At 42.8% G+C, this 16,895-nt stretch carries 18 protein-coding genes; 5 read left to right on the top strand and 13 right to left on the bottom strand.

Annotation, left to right across the window (positions count from 1 at the left end; translation table 11 throughout):
• Positions 1-24: 24 nt before the first annotated feature.
• Complete coding sequence (accC, locus tag BM266_RS12450) at positions 25-1,467, bottom strand: acetyl-CoA carboxylase biotin carboxylase subunit (RefSeq protein ID WP_093410242.1); 1,443 nt, start codon at positions 1,465-1,467, stop codon at positions 25-27.
• A gap of 47 nt (positions 1,468-1,514) precedes the next feature.
• Positions 1,515-2,000: an acyl-CoA carboxylase biotin carboxyl carrier protein subunit gene (locus BM266_RS12445; protein WP_093410240.1), complete on the bottom strand. Its 486-nt coding sequence runs from the start codon at positions 1,998-2,000 to the stop codon at positions 1,515-1,517.
• A 187-nt stretch (positions 2,001-2,187) separates the two neighbouring features.
• On the opposite strand from BM266_RS12445, the gene BM266_RS12440 reads away from it, so the two are divergent.
• Entirely contained in the window at positions 2,188-2,610 is a 423-nt protein-coding gene (locus BM266_RS12440; protein WP_093410237.1) for a PepSY-like domain-containing protein, read from the top strand.
• A gap of 74 nt (positions 2,611-2,684) precedes the next feature.
• Here BM266_RS12440 and BM266_RS12435 read toward each other — a convergent pair whose 3' ends face one another.
• From BM266_RS12435 to BM266_RS12425, 3 genes are all read right to left on the bottom strand, one after another.
• On the bottom strand, positions 2,685-4,040 hold the full coding sequence (locus BM266_RS12435; RefSeq protein WP_093410235.1) for a rhodanese-like domain-containing protein: 1,356 nt from the start codon (positions 4,038-4,040) through the stop codon (positions 2,685-2,687).
• Positions 4,041-4,052: 12 nt separating this feature from the next.
• Positions 4,053-4,946, bottom strand: coding sequence for a sterol desaturase family protein (locus BM266_RS12430; RefSeq protein WP_093410340.1), 894 nt, complete (start codon positions 4,944-4,946; stop codon positions 4,053-4,055).
• A 334-nt stretch (positions 4,947-5,280) separates the two neighbouring features.
• Complete coding sequence (locus BM266_RS12425) at positions 5,281-6,654, bottom strand: hypothetical protein (RefSeq protein ID WP_093410232.1); 1,374 nt, start codon at positions 6,652-6,654, stop codon at positions 5,281-5,283.
• Positions 6,655-6,791: 137 nt separating this feature from the next.
• On the opposite strand from BM266_RS12425, the gene BM266_RS12420 reads away from it, so the two are divergent.
• The 4 genes from BM266_RS12420 (at position 6,792) to BM266_RS12405 (ending at position 9,787) form a co-directional block, all read left to right on the top strand.
• Complete coding sequence (locus BM266_RS12420; protein ID WP_093410230.1) at positions 6,792-7,157, top strand: hypothetical protein; 366 nt, start codon at positions 6,792-6,794, stop codon at positions 7,155-7,157.
• A gap of 72 nt (positions 7,158-7,229) precedes the next feature.
• Positions 7,230-7,631 carry a DoxX family protein gene (locus BM266_RS12415; protein WP_093410228.1) on the top strand — a complete coding sequence of 134 codons (402 nt, stop codon included), beginning with the start codon at positions 7,230-7,232 and terminating at the stop codon, positions 7,629-7,631.
• A gap of 37 nt (positions 7,632-7,668) precedes the next feature.
• A complete protein-coding gene (locus BM266_RS12410) occupies positions 7,669-8,094 on the top strand; it encodes a DsrE family protein (protein WP_093410226.1) in 426 nt (141 codons plus the stop codon).
• Between the two features lie 31 nt (positions 8,095-8,125).
• Positions 8,126-9,787, top strand: coding sequence for a bifunctional metallophosphatase/5'-nucleotidase (locus BM266_RS12405; RefSeq protein WP_093410223.1), 1,662 nt, complete (start codon positions 8,126-8,128; stop codon positions 9,785-9,787).
• 128 nt (positions 9,788-9,915) lie between these two features.
• On the opposite strand, the gene BM266_RS12400 is transcribed toward BM266_RS12405, so the two are convergent.
• The 8 genes from BM266_RS12400 to BM266_RS12360 form a co-directional block, all read right to left on the bottom strand.
• Positions 9,916-10,404, bottom strand: a complete 489-nt coding sequence (locus BM266_RS12400; RefSeq protein ID WP_093410221.1) for a DUF2231 domain-containing protein — start codon at positions 10,402-10,404, stop codon at positions 9,916-9,918.
• A 3-nt stretch (positions 10,405-10,407) separates the two neighbouring features.
• Complete coding sequence (locus BM266_RS12395) at positions 10,408-10,719, bottom strand: hypothetical protein (RefSeq protein WP_093410218.1); 312 nt, start codon at positions 10,717-10,719, stop codon at positions 10,408-10,410.
• A gap of 57 nt (positions 10,720-10,776) precedes the next feature.
• Positions 10,777-11,388, bottom strand: coding sequence for a class I SAM-dependent methyltransferase (locus tag BM266_RS12390; protein WP_093410216.1), 612 nt, complete (start codon positions 11,386-11,388; stop codon positions 10,777-10,779).
• Between the two features lie 6 nt (positions 11,389-11,394).
• Entirely contained in the window at positions 11,395-12,012 is a 618-nt protein-coding gene (locus BM266_RS12385) for a class I SAM-dependent methyltransferase (protein WP_093410213.1), read from the bottom strand.
• 33 nt (positions 12,013-12,045) lie between these two features.
• On the bottom strand, positions 12,046-13,083 hold the full coding sequence (locus BM266_RS12380; RefSeq protein WP_093410211.1) for a cytochrome d ubiquinol oxidase subunit II: 1,038 nt from the start codon (positions 13,081-13,083) through the stop codon (positions 12,046-12,048).
• A 2-nt stretch (positions 13,084-13,085) separates the two neighbouring features.
• Positions 13,086-14,384: a cytochrome ubiquinol oxidase subunit I gene (locus tag BM266_RS12375; protein WP_093410208.1), complete on the bottom strand. Its 1,299-nt coding sequence runs from the start codon at positions 14,382-14,384 to the stop codon at positions 13,086-13,088.
• A 603-nt stretch (positions 14,385-14,987) separates the two neighbouring features.
• Positions 14,988-15,440: a methyltransferase family protein gene (locus BM266_RS12365; protein WP_093410203.1), complete on the bottom strand. Its 453-nt coding sequence runs from the start codon at positions 15,438-15,440 to the stop codon at positions 14,988-14,990.
• Positions 15,441-15,454: 14 nt separating this feature from the next.
• Positions 15,455-16,702 carry an NAD(P)/FAD-dependent oxidoreductase gene (locus tag BM266_RS12360; RefSeq protein WP_093410200.1) on the bottom strand — a complete coding sequence of 416 codons (1,248 nt, stop codon included), beginning with the start codon at positions 16,700-16,702 and terminating at the stop codon, positions 15,455-15,457.
• Between the last annotated feature and the right edge of the window lie 193 nt (positions 16,703-16,895).

Genomic DNA, 16,895 nt, shown 5'->3' with positions numbered 1-16,895 from the left:
CGGTTACCGCCCCAAGCTAAAGTTTTAGGTGAGCGGTAACCGCAATTGTTTTTTATCTGAGATATACTGTTTCAAGGCAAGCAATGCAGCCATTCTGGCTTCTTCCCTGATCTCCTCCTGCAGCTTTTCTGCTGAATAATAATTTTTCACAAAATGCGTATCGAAGTTCCCGCTTCTGAAAGCCTCGTGTTCAAAAACGAACTTCCCGAAAGGAAGAGTCGTACTCACCCCTTTCACCTCATATTCACTTATAGCCTTCAGCATTAGCTGGATAGCTTCTTCCCGGGTTTTTCCGTAGGTGATGAGCTTACTGAGCATGGGATCGTAATAAATAGGCACTGCCATCCCCTCTTCGAATCCGTTATCCACTCTTATTCCAGATCCCGAAGGCATCCGGTACCTTTCCAGGGTTCCCACACTAGGCATAAAATCTTCCATAGGGTCTTCGGCATAAACCCTTAGTTCCAGGGCGTGGCCTTTTATGCTCAGGTCTTCCTGGTGATATTGTAACTTTTCTCCCCGGGCGATTCTTATTTGTTCTTCCACCAGGTCGATTCCGGTAATGAGTTCGGTTACAGGATGCTCTACCTGCAGGCGGGTATTCATCTCCAGGAAATAAAAGTTCTTTTTTTCATCAAAAAGGAATTCCACCGTCCCTGCTCCTACATAATCACAGGCACGGGCAACTTTTACCGCGGCTTTCCCCATCTGCTTCCTGATTTTGGAATCTAAAACAACCGATGGAGCTTCCTCAACCACTTTTTGATGCCTTCGCTGCACACTGCACTCCCTTTCAAATAAATGGATAATATTCCCGTGGGTATCGGCCAGCACCTGAATTTCAATATGTCTTGGAGAAGTCACATATTTTTCGATAAAAACCGACCCATCTCCAAATGCGGACTCGGCTTCGCTGATAGCCCTTTTCATCTGATCTCCCAGGTCCTTATCTCTTTCCACGATGCGCATTCCCTTTCCCCCACCACCGGCAGAGGCTTTTATGAGAATGGGATAGCCTATCTTATCGGCTATCTTTTTCGCTTTCTCAACATCGGTGATGGCCTCATCTATGCCGGGTACCATAGGAATATCATAATCTTTTACGGCATCCTTAGCGGCGAGCTTGCTTCCCATTATCCGAATAGCTTTAGAACCCGGACCAATCCAGGTAATACCAGCCTTTTCCACAGCTTCGGCAAATTCGGCATTCTCACTAAGGAAACCGTAACCGGGATGGATCCCGTCTACCTCAAGCTCTTGTGCCACTTCAATTATTTTATCACCTCTAAGATAAGATTGGCTGGAGGCTGCTTTGCCTATACAAACCGCTTCATCGGCAAACTTCACGTGAGGTGCATTCCTGTCGGCTTCAGAATAGACGGCAACGCTCTTTATCCCCATTTTCTGTATGGTCTTCATTACCCGTAAAGCGATCTCTCCACGGTTGGCAACTAATATTTTTTTCATTTCTGACTTTTACTTTTGTAATTATTCTACCTCTTTGGCACCCAGACTTATTCCATTTCAATAAGCAGTTGATTTTTATCAACACCCTGGCCCTTTTCTACCGAAATGGCTTTCACCACCCCGTCACGGGGTGCACTTAGGGTATTCTCCATCTTCATCGCCTCCAGGACAAGCAGGTAATCACCTTCCTTTACCTCATCGCCTTCCTTCACCATCACATCCAGGATTAGCCCCGGCATTGGCGCTTTAATATCGTTAACCATCAAAGCAGAGCTCAGGCTTAATCCCATCTTATCAATAAGCTGGTCAAGCTCATTGGAAATCTTAACCTGGTAGTTATTGGAATTAATTTTCACCTGGTATTCCCGGTTTAGAAAATCGGCTTTGGCAATTGCGGCCTTAAAACTTCGGTTTTCCCTTAGCATATGATAATTATAGGCGGAAACCTTTTGGGTATCTAAAGCATTGATCTCGTCCTGGGTAAATTCGAATTCAAAAGATTCGTTCACCTTAACGCTGAATTTTTTTTCCATATTTATTGGTTTTCAAATAGAATTTGAAGCTGCTGATGTAAATATAGAAAAACTATACAGCTTTTAAAGAATAGCGGTACCAGAAGATTGTACTTCCATCCAACTGTTAAGAAAGCGTGAATTCACATAATATTAAAGTATGGCTTCTCTATTCATCTTAACTTAGAATGAACCTAAAAACCGGTAAATGATGAAAAAATTAATTTTAACTGGGCTACTCTCCATATTTGCTATGAATATTGGGTTAGCCCAAACAGAAGAACAGGTCTCTGCAGAAATTTCCGTATGGCTTTCAGAACATTTTTCCAATGAAAGCATTATGGATATGCATGTAGATCTTGATGACCAGGAAGATGCCTACGAGGTAAAAATGTCTGACGGAAGCGAGATCGAATTCGATGTTGAAGGTCACCCTACCAGCATTAAGAGCAAAAAAGGTTTCTGGCCGGAGGCCCTCCCTGAAAACATCGCGAATTATCTCAACACCAATCACAAAGATGTGAAGGTGTTAAAATATAAAAAGGAAGAGGATGGCTACGAAGTTAAATTAGCCAATGGCACTGAACTGGAATTCGACAGTAACGGCCAGGTTCATGAAGAAGATGATTAACTGAAAAATAATAAAAAGCAAAAGTGGCTGCCTTTTCAGGACAGCCACTTTTTTTATAGATTATCTAATCGGAATTACTCGGCAGTTTCTGCTTTGTATTCTTCGATATCTTCACTGAAATCGTAAACTTTAGTATCTTTAAGTTTAGTTTCAAGGATACTGCTACCGGCTGCAGATCTAAAACCACCAGCACAGTGTACTACAACAGGCTTTCCGGTTGGTACTTCATCGGCTCTGTTTCTTAGTTCATTCAAAGGAATGTTCAAAGAACCTTCTATGAATTTACCATCGGTTTCAACTTCAGCTTCGTTACGTGCATCTACAACAGTATATTTATCTCTGTTCTTTTTGAAATCTTCGTGATCGAAGGCTTCAGTAGAAAGCGAAACTTTCTCTGAAAGGGTTACAATACCTTTCATTTGCTGTTCATAACCGATCTTCGCGATTCTTTCAAGAGTGTCTTCCATATCATCCACACTCTTCACCACCATATAGAATGGTTCTTCAGGAGCGATAATGGCACCTAACCAGGTTTCCAGCTTATCCTCTTCTGTTACTCCCATAATGTTGATACTATTGGGAAGGTGACCTTCTCTATAGGTTTCACGGCCACGGCTATCTACCACTACGGCGTCATCCTCAAGGCTTTCAACCAATAGTTTTACCGGTACACTATATTTCGCTTTTTGGACGTTCATCGCTCCTTTTCGGTTAACATCTACGTTAAATCCGAAGTAAGCTGGGATGAACGGTTGATCTTTCAGGATCTCTTCTACGAATTCTTCCTCTGTCTGGTCGCGAAAAGCCCAGTTCCCCTGACGCTCGTTTCCTAAAGTACTTGAAGAAGCATCACTCATGTTCTTACCACAAAGTGAACCGGCACCGTGAGCAGGATATACTATAGTATCATCCGGAAGATCATTGAACTTGCTTTGCATGGTTTTATACATAGCCTTAGCAAGTTCTACTCGCTTGGCTTTCATATTACCTGCTTTCTCACGAAGGTCAGGACGACCTACGTTCCCGATAAAAAGGGTATCCCCGCTAAACATTGCAGTTTCTCCGTTTTCTTCTGCGATAAAGGTCAAACTGTCTGGAGAGTGACCGGGAGTATGCAATGGTTTTACCGTCGCACCTCCAATTTTTACGCTCTGCCCCTCGTCAAAACCAGTATGCGGATAACTTACCCCTACCATTTCGCTAATGTAAATAGTTGCTCCGGTTTCTTTGTGAATCTGTAGGTGACTGCTCACAAAATCGGCATGAGGGTGAGTTTCAAAAACCGCTACGATCTTTGCATTGTTTTCTTCAGCATACTTATAGTAAGGCATTGGGTTACGGCTTGGGTCTACCAGGGCCATCTCCCCATTACTTACCAGAGCATAAGAATAATGCGCTAAAGGCTCGTCTTTAAACTGTTTTATCTTCATCTTAATTTTTGTTTAATTATTATTTAGTGATTGTTTATTTTTCTTAAATGGAAAGAGCATCTGATTTTTGAAATCTTCAGGGAAATCATCGTCTCCTTCAAAACCAAGTTCTATATCTCTTCCTTCCTTCGGAATATAGGCCGTGCCAAACAAATAATCCCAAAGGCTCAGGCTAAGCCCGAAATTCATTCCGTAGGGATGTGCCTCGGGGAGTTCTTTTGAATGATGCCAGATATGCATTTTAGGATTGTTAAAAATATAACCTAAAAACCCATAGCTCCAGCCCACATTCGCGTGATTTAAATGTCCTACCAAAACAGCGAACATATGAACCACAAAGAATTCCTGTATTCCAAAACCTATCATCGCCAACGGGATGTACTGTACGGTTTTATAAACGATGGTCTCCATAAAATGAAACCTGAACTGTGCCGCAAAACCCATCTCCTTTACACTGTGATGAATCTTATGAAATTCCCATAACCAGGAGCGCTTATGCAATTGCCTGTGTACATTCCACTGAATAAAATCGGCTACGATGAACATGATTAACAACTGCGCCCAAACGGGAAAATTCTGCACCTCGATGGCCACAACATTGCTTATTCCGAAGAGGGCCAGGAAATCATTGAACAATTCCACCGCTACATTCGAGATCGCGTTATACCCCACCAGGGAAAACAGGAAAAAATTAAATATTATATAGAACGTATCCAGCCAGAATCCTTTCCGAAAAACCTTTTGGCTCTTCCTCCAGGGAATAAAAATTTCCAGCACCCAAACCAACAGGGACAACAGCAGAAGCCAGTAAAAATAATTGGTCCAGCCAGGGTTGCTTATTTCCTCTACCAGGTAATTAAAATATCCTGTAAAGGAATTCTGTATAATGTATAGGTACTTCTCCAACCAGATTTTTAAAATTACAAATGCAAAAATATACAAATCATAAGGCTTAAGCAGTAACTTTTGTTACAATAACTGACCTACTGTAAGTTACGAAATAATTTAATGTTCCCGAGCTCCGGGATAATTCTCCCATTAAAATTAACCTCATTTTAACCATTGAACCAACCAGGGATCTTAATTGCAACCTTATCTCTGTATCCATTCTTAATATTATCCCGACAATAATAAGCCTTAGTATCACTATCAGCATGATAGTTGGAGATCGCTTTCACTACTCCAAAAACCACTAGAAAAGATAAATAGCCGTGGTGGCGGCTATTTCAAATTCTTCTGCCTAAAAATAGAAATTCGTAACGAAATTGATCTGGTTGAAGTTACTTTTATTAAAGATACTTTCTGCATCATTATGATTCTGGTTTTCCCGGTACACCCATAAAAGATCGAAGCTTAGCCCATCAAGGAATCCTTCCACATTATAGCGCAGGTGGGTATTCAACTGAAAAGATTCATCTACATTGTATTTATTGTACCTATAATCACCAGGCTCTGCCCCCTTTATCTGTTGCATTTCAACACCAAGGTGAAGATTGGGCTTTAAAAAGGAATATTCTCCTTTTAGAGCAACAATATCCACATCGCCCATTCCTTCCAGGCGGGAGCGTGAAATGGAAGTAAAGAAATGATCTCTCCCCAGTTCCTTCGGAAATAAAAACCTCCCGGAATCAAAAGCATGGGTATAAGCCATGGCGAGCCTTAAGCGGGATTCCTGCCAGCTAAGTTGGGAACTGAGCACCTGCCCGTTCTCACCGGGTTGTACATATCGATTTTCATAGGCCAGGTCTTCATTATAAGAAAACGGCGATTGGTATACATACTGAACTCCCAGGTTAAAATCTTTAAACTCATAGTTTACCTGGGTCCATAAGGTATTCATCACCTTATCAAGGTAATAATCGTAAACTTTGAATGTAAAGTTATTTCTTCGGTATCTGTAATTGAATATCCCCATTCCGGAAGACGCATAATGCTCGTGGTAGTGAGCTTCCTGTCCGTCGGGTTGAAAGCCGTTGTAAAAAAGACCTATTCCTTCCTCAAAGTCAAACCACTCGGTGGTGGCCCGGGGAGACATTCCGTTTAGCCATCCCAGATTGAACTGATGCGGCTTCCCAAAATTAAGGTGTGCCCAGGCTCCGCGATGTGCAAAAGGTTTCATCCGGCCATCGCTGTGATTTAGCAAGGGAGTGTACTCCGTTTCTATTTTTCCGTAGGTGAGATAAGAATTTCCAAACCTGTAACGGATGAACAATTCCTCAAGCCGGTCCAGATCCTTAAAATTTCCTTTATTGAGCACATCATAAAGTTCATATTCGTACCTGGCATTTTTACCCGCAATAGGATCTTCCATTCCCAGGTCATTCCCGAATGTTTTATAAGTAAAGATTCCTTTCACCCCGGCTTCAAAACCTTTATAATTTCCGGTAGTAAAACCAACCGCTCCACCGGTAGCATTCGTATAATAGTTCTTTAGATCGCCCCGGTTCACAGTATTCATAAAATAGTTCCTGAGATGTCCATGCAGATGGGCCTCCGTAAATAGATCTCTAAGCCGCTCGGGTTCCTGCGTTTCAGCATGATGCTCCTCCTGGGAATAAACCGATAAATTCAGCAATAATAAAAACAGGGCCAATGGCCATTTTAAATAATTCATATCCTATAAAGTTTTTCTGAAATAGGCTTGCGAAAAAAGCAAAAATAAAAACCGAAATCAGTAACAAGGGTTACAGGACTATGTAACATTAGTCACATTATGTCTCGACCTCATAGTTTATATTTGGCAGTTGATCGATGAAAATTAATTCTTACATAGCTATTTTCTTTACCCTGGTATTTCTGGGGAAATTCTTTATGCTTGACTCCAAATTCCTGGGAAGCATATTGGAAACCGAAAATATCGCCTGGGTGAATTCCTATTGTGAAAACAACCTCTTGAATTCTTCGGAAGAAAACAAATCGGCCGATTTTGAACAAGCAGCGAATGCGTTGGTCATTAACGCTGATGCGATCTGTAATTCTCCTTTTAATTTTTCCAGCCTGAATTGGCCCGCAGCTCAAGCCGAGCCAAATTTTCAATATTATGATTACCGAAACCCCGCGGTGATTTCAGCATATCACGATAAATTTTATCCCCCTCCAAAAGTTTTGATTGGTTAATAGCTATAAAAGTCTGCAGAATATTGATTCTAAAGACTCTATAATAAATTACTTTCATAACTTTAATACAGAATGACAACTAAAATATTAGTGAACCAAAGATCGGTTCAGATATTCAGGGTAATGCTTAGCGGAATCTTTCTGGTAGCAAGTTTTAATCACCTCCTGAACATTGAAAAAACAGTAAACAGAATGGATCAGGCCAGTTTCAAAGGGATAGCCTATTTTTTCGGAAATCCTGAGCTCCTGGTAATCCTTTCAGGAGTAACCATGTTAATTGCCGGATTTGCGCTGCTAATCGGTTTTAAAACCCGGTATGCCGCAATTATACTCGCCCTGGTTTTATTGCCGATCACGCTTACTGTACAGGTAGGACAGATCAACACCCTGGGACCGCTCTTTAAGAATATCGCAATTATGGGCGGACTCATATTTTTTATATTTAACGATTTCAGTAAAACCGAAAAATTATAATAACCACACGCAATAGCGTATTAAATTCAAAAACAAAATGAAGACTATTTTATTAAGCAGTTTCGCAATGTTCCTGGTATTATTCAGCACGCAGGTATCTGCACAGGAACAACCAAACCACGATCATAATAAGGACTATGTGGTGCTTACCAAGAAAGTGGACCAATTAAAACCTATCCTTCTCACCGCCGAAGCCCTTGCTGAAGAAGATGGCGACCACTTTGGAGAGTTCCAGATAATCGTTTGCGGAAAGGATATTTCTCAGCTAACCAATAAATCAAAAATGGCTCCTTACGTAGAGCAAGCCAATAAATTAGGAGTAGAATTGGTTGCCTGTGGCTTTTCCCTGAATAAATTCGAGGTAGACCGCAATGAGATTCCTAAGGATATGACTACAGTAGAGAATGGAATTCTCCACAACCTGCAACTTCAGAAAAAAGGCTTCTATAGCCTCGGACTCTAATCAATAAGTATCAATCACTAAAAACTAAACAATGACATATAAATTAAAGACAATGCTTTTGGGACTGGCAATAATTAGCATGGGAGTATTTACTTCCTGCAATAGTATTTCCGGTTCTAACGGCGATAAAGATGACGAAAAAGCCGCGGATACGACAAAGATCACCATCTTGCAAACCGCCGATATCCACGGGCAGCTGGATCCACATCCTGAATTATTCTGGGAAGACGATAGCATCATCTTTAGAGATCGCGGTGGTCTGGCCCATATCCAGACACTTTTTAAGGAAGAAAAAGCCAAAAATCCAGGCAATACTGTAATTCTGGATGGTGGAGATCTTATCCAGGGAAGCGGATATGCGGCCCTTTCAGAAGGAGCTATCTTTCCCGATATCATAAAAAATATGGATTATGACCTCATCGTTCCGGGAAACTGGGAAGTGGTATATGGAAAAGACGTGATGATGGATGTTATGCAAGGTTTTGAAACACCTATCATCGCTCAGAATATGTTCCATGATGATGAGGAGAAAAAAGAGCTCTTTCCACCATACTGGATCAAGGAAATAGACGGGGTAAAACTCGGATTTATCGGGATCAACGACCCTGATGTACCTGTACGCCAAAATCCTATCTTTAGTGAAGGCATAGGTTTCAGCGGAATTGATGACAGCGTAAAAGACCTCATTCAAAAAGTGAAAAAGGAAGAAGGCGTTGACGCGCTGTTCCTGGTAACCCATTTCGGGATCTTCAAGCAGGTGGAGCTGGCCAGCAATCCAATTATAGAAGGTGTGGATTATATTCTTGGTAACGACACCCACGAACGTGTACGTGAGCCCATTCAGGGGAAATATGCCAGGGTGACCGAACCTGGAGCCTTTGGTTCCTTCGTTGGGAAAATGGATCTGTATTTTGTAGACGGAAAGATCGTGAAGGAAGATTATGAACTTATGGATGTAGATCCTGAAAAATACCCGGCAGACCCCCAAATAGCTGAATTAGTAGACAAAGCTAAAGAGCCCTACGAAGAGCATCTGGAAACCGTGGTTGGCTATACCGAAACGCCTATTTACAGGTATCTTACCGTAGAAAACCCAATGGATAATATGATCACCGATGCCGCCCGCTGGAAAACCGGCGCCGACATCTCTATTTCCAATGGTTTCCGCTTCGGAAATCCTATTGTACCCGAAGATGGAAAACCGGCACCAATTACCCGTGCTAATCTATGGAACCTGCTACCAGTAAACGAAAAGGTGAAAACCGGAAAAGCAACAGGAAAACAGATAAAAGACTGGTTGGAAAAGGAAATGCATAATGCCTTCGCCGAGGTTGCCACCGAACGTTTTGGAGGCTGGTTGGTGCGGTTCTCAGGAATGGAAGTTGATTTCAACAGCCAGGGAGAAAAAGGAGAACGCATAAAATCGGTTAAAGTAAAAGGAGAAGAGATGAAAGATGATGAATATTACACCATCTCTGCCTGTGTACGTCCCGGAGATCCATTGGACAACCTTTGTCGTATGCCAAATGTGAAGGATGTAGAGGTCAAGGATTACTACATTCACGATGTGGTTGAGGAGTATCTTAAGGAAAACTCGCCTGTATCGCCAAGGCTGGAGAAAAGAGCTTACTGTGAACATTTAGGCCCTAACTCCTTCTCAACCGTTCCCGGAACAGACTATGAGTTCCACTAGGAATTATTGAATTATAAAAACTTAAAGGGCTGTCTTGCGACAGCCCTTTTTTATTATCCTATTTTCTGATCTCCCATCGAGCCCTTCGGCTGCCGCTCAGGATAGGCTTGGTCGTGATACTAGTTATACTAGTTATACTCCAAACATTCTTCAGAAGGCGTATAAACTCCTGCAGCCTGCTGATAAACCAGCTCGGCACCTAAATGCCCAACAAGGCCCAGGTACACTGATCCGGTTAGCATCATCAATACCAGGAAGAATTTAAGGATATTTCTTTTGAATTTGAGGATCCCATAAGTTAGCGCCAGGTCCAGGACGAGTGCCGCGGTGAAGATCCAGGCCGTAATATAGGCCATGTTTTCATGATCCTTTAAAACAGTAGGATCACAGAGTTTGCGGGAAACAATTCCATCGGCCTGGTCCCCGGTATAGATAGCTATCCAGGCACCAATTATACCCAGTCCAAGAAGAATACTTCCGGCCTGCGGCCAGACTTTGTTCCTGCTCCACAGCGAAACAATTTTAAATAAAGTAGCTACCAGAAGTAAAGCTACTGGGAAATGTACGGACAGAGGATGAAACACCTCCGTCCGCCAGAATTCCGGGATCTCAGTCATAAATTATTCCAGAATTTTTACTGTAAGTGGATCTAATCTCTTTCCTACCTTTTCAACTTCCACCTCTACCTTCTGTCCTTTCTGAAGTTCGGAAAATTCCACCTCATTCCCGCCTCTGCTTAGCACGGTCTCATCAGTGAAATAAAGCTCGAGAGTTTTGTTGTCGTCGGTTTTAACATAGATCTCTGTTTTATCGGGTTCTACCTCATCTACGGTTCCCTGATAGGTTCCGGACTCCACGGTATTGGTTTCCCCGCAGGCAAAAAACATAAAGATCAAGCCGGCAAACATGCTTTTTAATATTGCATTTTTCATATTTAATTAATTTTAGTTGTTAATCCTTATCTAAGTTACGCATTAAACCGCAATTTTTTATGCTTTGCGAGCTAGAAATCTTATCACCGCGGCTTTGCCTTTGTGGTACTCCCCTTCTTCCAGTTCGACCTCCAGCTCTTCAAATTCCTCGAATTTATAACCTCTAAAGTCAGCCTCCAGCTCCTCCTTGGTGTAGAGCAGCTCAGCATCTTTTGGCCCGCCCGATTGCGGGTTCTGCTTCTGATATTCTATTTGTTCCTTGCTGAAGCCTTCAAAGATCACCACTCCCCCGGGACGCAGGTATTTATCGAATTGCTGAAAGTAATTCTCCCTGACCTCTTTCGGAAAATGCGCGAAGATGAGCGCAATGGCATCAAATTCTTCTTTTTTATAATCCAAAACCTCCAGCTTCCCTACCTGATAGTCAAGCTCCACATTATATTCCCGGGCAAGTTTTATGGCCTTATTTTTCCCTTCCTCGCTAATATCGAAAGCCGAAACCTCCCAATCCATCCTGGCGGCATACACCGCATTTCTTCCTTCCCCTTCAGCCGGCAAAAGAATTCTGCCGGGCCTTAATTCATCCAACTTCTCCTGAAAATACCTGTTTGGTGTTTTTCCGTAGACATACTCCTTTTCCGCATAACGTTCATTCCAAAAATCTTTCATAATCCTCTATTTTTTTCTGAAACTGCAAAAAGTAAAGTTCTGTTTCCCTCCCGAAGGGGTGATATGATCTACATTTCTGCATTCCAGGGTTTCAAATTTTTCTTTCAGAAGATCGCTCAGCTGTTCTTTTGAATACTGCCTGATCTCCCTGCCACTGCATTTTGTGGGGCCATTCTCAGAAAAAGTGGCGAGCACCACAAAGCCCCCACGCTTTACTGAGCGCTCAAGGTTGTTGATATATCCTTCCACCTGTTCATCTTCGGTTAAAAAATGTAAAGCGGCGCGGTCGTGCCAAAGGTAGTATTGCTTTTCCGGTTCAAAGGAGGCCGCATCGGCAGCGATCCAGCTCACCTGCTCTGCCTTCTCGCCCAGTCGATCCCGGGCGTGACCCAGTGCCTTTTCTGAAATATCCAGGACCGAAATATCACGGTATCCATCTTCAAGAAGGTGATCTACCAGATTAGAATCGCCCCCACCAATATCTATTATCCCGGCGGTTTCGGGCAGATCCAGGGCTGCAATCATTTCCAGAGAGGTCTCCGGCTTTTCCTGGTACCAGGTGGCTTCTTCATATTTCTTGCTTTCGTATACTTTCTCCCAATGTGTTTTTAAGACTGCATTCATAATTTTTTATTCTTTTCTATTCCATAATTCCTGTTACATCTCCTTAGGTTTAGACTTATCCAGGATCTTTATCATATTAAAACTTTTCATCAGATGAAATAATCCTGGCAGGATTACAAATCCACCTATCAGTAACATTATCGCAAGGTTATCTATAGTAGCTTCAGGTGCGAGGTTCTCCAGCAGGCTCAGCTCCTCTTCCGCAGTGATTATAATATAGGGAAAATGAGCCATAATAGCTGCAAACATAACCAATACTACCTGCAGCCCTGCCAGGTACCGGCTCCAGATCCTGTTACCTCTTTTAATATTACGCCATAAAGGAATCAACAACAAACCTGAAATTCCTACACTAATCAAAGAAACAGGATTATGAATGAAATCCTCGATGAACTTAAAGCCTGCAAAATAGCCGTAAACAAGCAGAATAAATCCCAGAATTACCAGCACCACAGTGTACATAGCCGATTTCTTCCTGTAGAGTTTCCTGGCATCGCCTTCGGTCTCGGCTATCAGGTAATTGGAAGCGAGAAAAGCGCAAAGGGCTGCATAAAACAATCCTATCAGCAAGCCGAAAAGATGCAGCCAGGGTTCCATAAACAGGTCGTAAAAACCGTAATTGGTATAATCATTAGTGATTATTATTTTTCCACTGATTAGTGAGGCAAAAGACATTCCCAGGAATACCGGGGTGATTATACTTCCAATCCGGAAAAGCCGGTTATACCAGATCTGCGAGCTGTCTAACACCGCATCATAATGCCTGAAGACGAAAGCTACACCCCTGATGGTAATTCCCAGCAGTACCAGTACCAGCGGGATATGGAGGTAGATCATCATCACATTGAAATATCCCGGAAATCCCACCCACAGGATCACCAGCAGGATGATAAGCCAGATATGATTGGCTTCCCAAACTGGACCCATCACCCGGTAAATCGTATCTCGGGTAATTTTTCTGTTCTCCCGGGAAGAAAATAATTCCACGATCCCCGCCCCGAAATCGGCGCCGCCAAGCAGCACGTATAGCAGGAGGGAAAACATCAGGAAAAAAAGCACTATATACAACATAATTATTCTTCTTTATTCAAAGCTTTCAACTGCCGGTTCATCAGCCAGGTTACGGTAATACCCAGGATAATATATAAAAGCAGGTAAAAGAAGAAGCTGTATTTCATTCCCGGCATTGGGGTTACAGCATCTTCGGTACGCATCACCTGATGAATGATCCAGGGCTGTCGCCCCACTTCGGTCACTACCCAACCGGCTTCCAGGGCGATAAATCCCAACGGAGCCGTGATGATAAAAAGCAACCAGTACTTCCGACTTTTCAGCCAGTGTTTTTTCTTCAGACTAATAAAATAGACCAACCCGGCAAGCATCAGTAAAGTGCCCAGACCAACCATAAGCTGAAAGGCATAATGCACAATGGGTACCGGCGGCAGTTCGTCATCGGGAAAATCGTTCAGGCCTTTTACTTCTGCATCAAAATCTCCGAAAGCGAGAAAGGACAAAGCTCCCGGGATCTCGATCTTAAAATTGACCTCCCTGTTTTCCTCATCTACAATCCCGCCGATATAAAGCGGGGCGCCATTTTGCGTCTCATAATGTGCTTCCATAGCGGCGAGTTTTACCGGCTGGCGTTCAGCCACATCCTTAGCAGAAAGGTCACCACTCAGGGGTTGTAGAAATGCAGCCACTGCCCCGAAGACAATGGCTATTTTAAAGGCTTTAGTATGCAGTTCGACATTTTTCCCGCGGAAGATCTGCAAGGCGTGTACTCCAGCCACAGCAAACCCGGTAGCTACGAAAGCAGCCAGAGTCATATGCAGGGCCTGCGTAAACCAGGCGGGATTGAGCAGCGCCTGCACCGGATCGATATTGAGAAATTCACCATTGATATAATCAAATCCGGAAGGGGCGTTCATCCAGCCGTTGGCCGAGACCACCAGGATCCCCGAGGCCACTCCGGCCACCCCCACGATAATACCGGTAAACCAGTGAAATTTTTCAGGTAAATTCTTCCAGCCGTAAAGATAAAAGCCAAGGGCGATGGCCTCTACAAAAAAAGCAGCGCCTTCCAGAGAGAACGGCATCCCGAAAATCGGTCCAGCGTGTTTCATGAATTCCGGCCAGAGCATTCCGAGTTCAAAAGATAATGCCGTACCGGAAACCGCACCGGTGGCAAAAAATATAGCCACCCCTTTTAACCAGGCCTTGGTGAGTCTAAGGTAAATCGGGTTACGGGTCTTTAACCATTTGTGGTGCGAAACCACCATGAAAAAGGGCATCACCATCCCTATACAGGCGAAAATTATATGAAAGCCAAGGGTGAAGGCCATTTGCAGCCTTGCATAATCCAGATTCTCCATCAAGTATATATTTTTCAAGCCCCAGCCTTAATAAGGCGCGGCTTTACAAACTTAAATTTAGGAAAAATATCTCGCTCTGCTCATAATATTGGAAGTAATTCTAATGGTTAATTGGGGATTGATTAATTCGTTAATTCGGGATTCGTTGGTTCGTTAATTCGAGATTGGTTAATTGGGTTTGGTCCTACAAGGAAATGTTTGAAGAATAGAATTCTGAAAATGAGATTCCGGGTCAGGCCCGGAATGAGCCTTCGGTACAATTTCTCCTTTCGTCGAAATCACTCAGGCCAAACTCCAACATCAATTAGTAAGGATCTAAAATCCGACTGGTTAGGTCTAATTGTAATCTTTGATTTGTTTACTTCTGAATTTTCTGCTCCCTTTAGAGCCTGTCCCGAACTGGCTTCGGGAGCTGGGGTAAAAGGAAGATTTCGGGACTCGTTAAGAGGATTTTTCACGCAAATAACTGACGTTAAACCTTGAACGGGAAACATTTAACCTGAAACTTCAAACCCGGAACAACATACCCAAACAATAAACTACCAACCCATTTTTACCAATGCTCCATCGGGCAAGCCAAAAACCGGAAACCGGGAACCTTTCTTAGATCCCTGGCAAAAATCTCCCACTGCGTTTCATATATTCCTTATACTCCGGGAATTTCTGAAGGAGTAGCTTTTCTTCATAACTGCTTTTAAAATAGAACAAAATGAGCAACAGAAAAGCGATAAGCAGTTTATAGCCGGAACCCAGGTAAAGCGCTAAGGCAAAAGCGGAAAGCAGAATCCCAGAATAGATGGGATGCCTGACATATTTAAAGAGTCCGTGGGTGATAAGATTTGAGCCTCTTAAAGGACTTGGGAATATAGAAAGATTGGTTTTCAGCTGAAGAAGCGCTAATAAAACTACCCCTCCACCAATTAAGATGAGGGGTAGTAATAAATAATCAATCCATACCGGTAATCTGAAGCTTAGGAGGGAAATATCTAATAAAAAACTTAAAAACAGCGTCAACTGCAAACCCACATAAGCAATATCCTTCGCTTTAAGATTCAAATTACCGGAGCTTTTTATACGTCCTGCCCTTTTAGCATTTTATTCCAGTAAAGGTATGGAAGGCCGTATTTTTTCAAAATCCATAAACGCCAGTGTTCTTTCGAAGAATCGAAAATCAGCATTTTCTTTAATTCGGGATCGGGGGTAAATTTATTATCATAATCAAATTCTGCCAACACCATCTTTCCGTATTCAGTAACCAGCGGACAAGAAGAATAACCATTGTATTTCTTATTATCGGCCGCTTGATTCTTCATCAGTTTTTCAATGTTATCAAGCACTACGGGAACCTGTTTTCTGATGGCCGCACCGGTTTTCGCGGTTGGCAGGGCAGCAACATCTCCCAATCCAAATACATTGGGGTATTTGTTGTGCTGCAGGGAATGATGATCTACATCCAGCCAGCCTTCGGCATTGGCCAGTTTCGATTTCCTCACAAATTCAGGGGCCACCGATGGTGGAGCCAGGTGAAGCATATCATAATGGATACCTACCATATTTCCTTCCTTCTCGATTTCCAGCTTGGCAGGATTATGCTCGTAGGCTTCAGGCGCAAGTTCATACCAGGCGATCTGCTTTTCAGCATCAATTCGCTTAAGAGCATGGTAGAATTTCAGGTTGATATTCTTTCGATCTACGATCTTCATCAGGGTTTCCTTGATCTCAGGCACGGCAAAGATCACGGTTCCGTTGGTAGCAAAAACCACATTGGTCTTATCTTTCAACCCGTGTTTTTTAAAGTAAGCTTCGGCGAGGTACATGATCTTCTGCGGCGCTCCCCCACATTTAATAGGCGTGGTAGGCTGCGTAAATAAAGCGGTTCCTCCTTTGAAGTTCTTAAGTACCTCCAGGGTATGTTTAGGGTCGGTATAATTAGAACAAACATTACCTTTATCTATTGCTTCGCTAAGTCCCGGCACAAGGCTCATATCGTAAGTAAGTCCGGGTGACACCACAAGGTAATCGTATTTGATCTCCCCCGATTTTTCAGTAGAAACCGAATTACTATCGGGATCCATAGCGGTCACCTTATCCTGGTACCATTTTACTCCTTTGGGAATAAGATCGGCCATAGGTTTGGCTGTATCCTCGAAATCGTAAGTCCCTGCTCCTACCAGCGTCCAGGCAGGCTGATAATAATGGGTTTTGGCAGGATCGATGATCGCAATATCAAAATCTTTATGTTCTTTTTTAAGGCGTGAAGCCATCATTAGGCCGCCGGTACCGGCGCCTATAACAAGTATCTGATGTTTGGAATTCATTGTATATAATTTTGCACTAATTTAGTTAAAGTTAAGCTAAATCCTTGTAACGCTGGTTACACTTAACAGGAAATTTAAGAGTAACTGATATTGATCAGGTTTGAGATTGTGACCTTGTGACGAAGTGATGGGGAAGCGGGATTGGTTAATTAGGGATTGGTTAATTCGTTAATTCGTGATTCGTTAGTTCGTG

The organism is Salegentibacter flavus, from assembly GCF_900115145.1.
Lineage (GTDB): Bacteria > Bacteroidota > Bacteroidia > Flavobacteriales > Flavobacteriaceae > Salegentibacter > Salegentibacter flavus.
The sequence above is the reverse complement of the archived record's forward strand: the minus strand, read 5'-3'. Positions and strand labels throughout refer to the sequence as shown.

What these genes read in the sequence shown, in the direction of transcription:
- BM266_RS12385 (WP_093410213.1), bottom strand. Translation starts at nt 12,012, where the DNA reads ATGAATGCAGTCTTAAAAACACATTGGGAGAAAGTATACGAAAGCAAG.
- BM266_RS12380 (WP_093410211.1), bottom strand. Translation starts at nt 13,083, where the DNA reads ATGTTGTATATAGTGCTTTTTTTCCTGATGTTTTCCCTCCTGCTATAC.
- accC (WP_093410242.1), bottom strand. Translation starts at nt 1,467, where the DNA reads ATGAAAAAAATATTAGTTGCCAACCGTGGAGAGATCGCTTTACGGGTA.
- BM266_RS12360 (WP_093410200.1), bottom strand. Translation starts at nt 16,702, where the DNA reads ATGAATTCCAAACATCAGATACTTGTTATAGGCGCCGGTACCGGCGGC.
- BM266_RS12440 (WP_093410237.1), top strand. Translation starts at nt 2,188, where the DNA reads ATGATGAAAAAATTAATTTTAACTGGGCTACTCTCCATATTTGCTATG.
- BM266_RS12395 (WP_093410218.1), bottom strand. Translation starts at nt 10,719, where the DNA reads ATGAAAAATGCAATATTAAAAAGCATGTTTGCCGGCTTGATCTTTATG.
- BM266_RS12415 (WP_093410228.1), top strand. Translation starts at nt 7,230, where the DNA reads ATGACAACTAAAATATTAGTGAACCAAAGATCGGTTCAGATATTCAGG.
- BM266_RS12435 (WP_093410235.1), bottom strand. Translation starts at nt 4,040, where the DNA reads ATGAAGATAAAACAGTTTAAAGACGAGCCTTTAGCGCATTATTCTTAT.
- BM266_RS12410 (WP_093410226.1), top strand. Translation starts at nt 7,669, where the DNA reads ATGAAGACTATTTTATTAAGCAGTTTCGCAATGTTCCTGGTATTATTC.
- BM266_RS12425 (WP_093410232.1), bottom strand. Translation starts at nt 6,654, where the DNA reads ATGAATTATTTAAAATGGCCATTGGCCCTGTTTTTATTATTGCTGAAT.
- BM266_RS12400 (WP_093410221.1), bottom strand. Translation starts at nt 10,404, where the DNA reads ATGACTGAGATCCCGGAATTCTGGCGGACGGAGGTGTTTCATCCTCTG.
- BM266_RS12405 (WP_093410223.1), top strand. Translation starts at nt 8,126, where the DNA reads ATGACATATAAATTAAAGACAATGCTTTTGGGACTGGCAATAATTAGC.
- BM266_RS12375 (WP_093410208.1), bottom strand. Translation starts at nt 14,384, where the DNA reads ATGGAGAATCTGGATTATGCAAGGCTGCAAATGGCCTTCACCCTTGGC.
- BM266_RS12390 (WP_093410216.1), bottom strand. Translation starts at nt 11,388, where the DNA reads ATGAAAGATTTTTGGAATGAACGTTATGCGGAAAAGGAGTATGTCTAC.
- BM266_RS12445 (WP_093410240.1), bottom strand. Translation starts at nt 2,000, where the DNA reads ATGGAAAAAAAATTCAGCGTTAAGGTGAACGAATCTTTTGAATTCGAA.
- BM266_RS12420 (WP_093410230.1), top strand. Translation starts at nt 6,792, where the DNA reads ATGAAAATTAATTCTTACATAGCTATTTTCTTTACCCTGGTATTTCTG.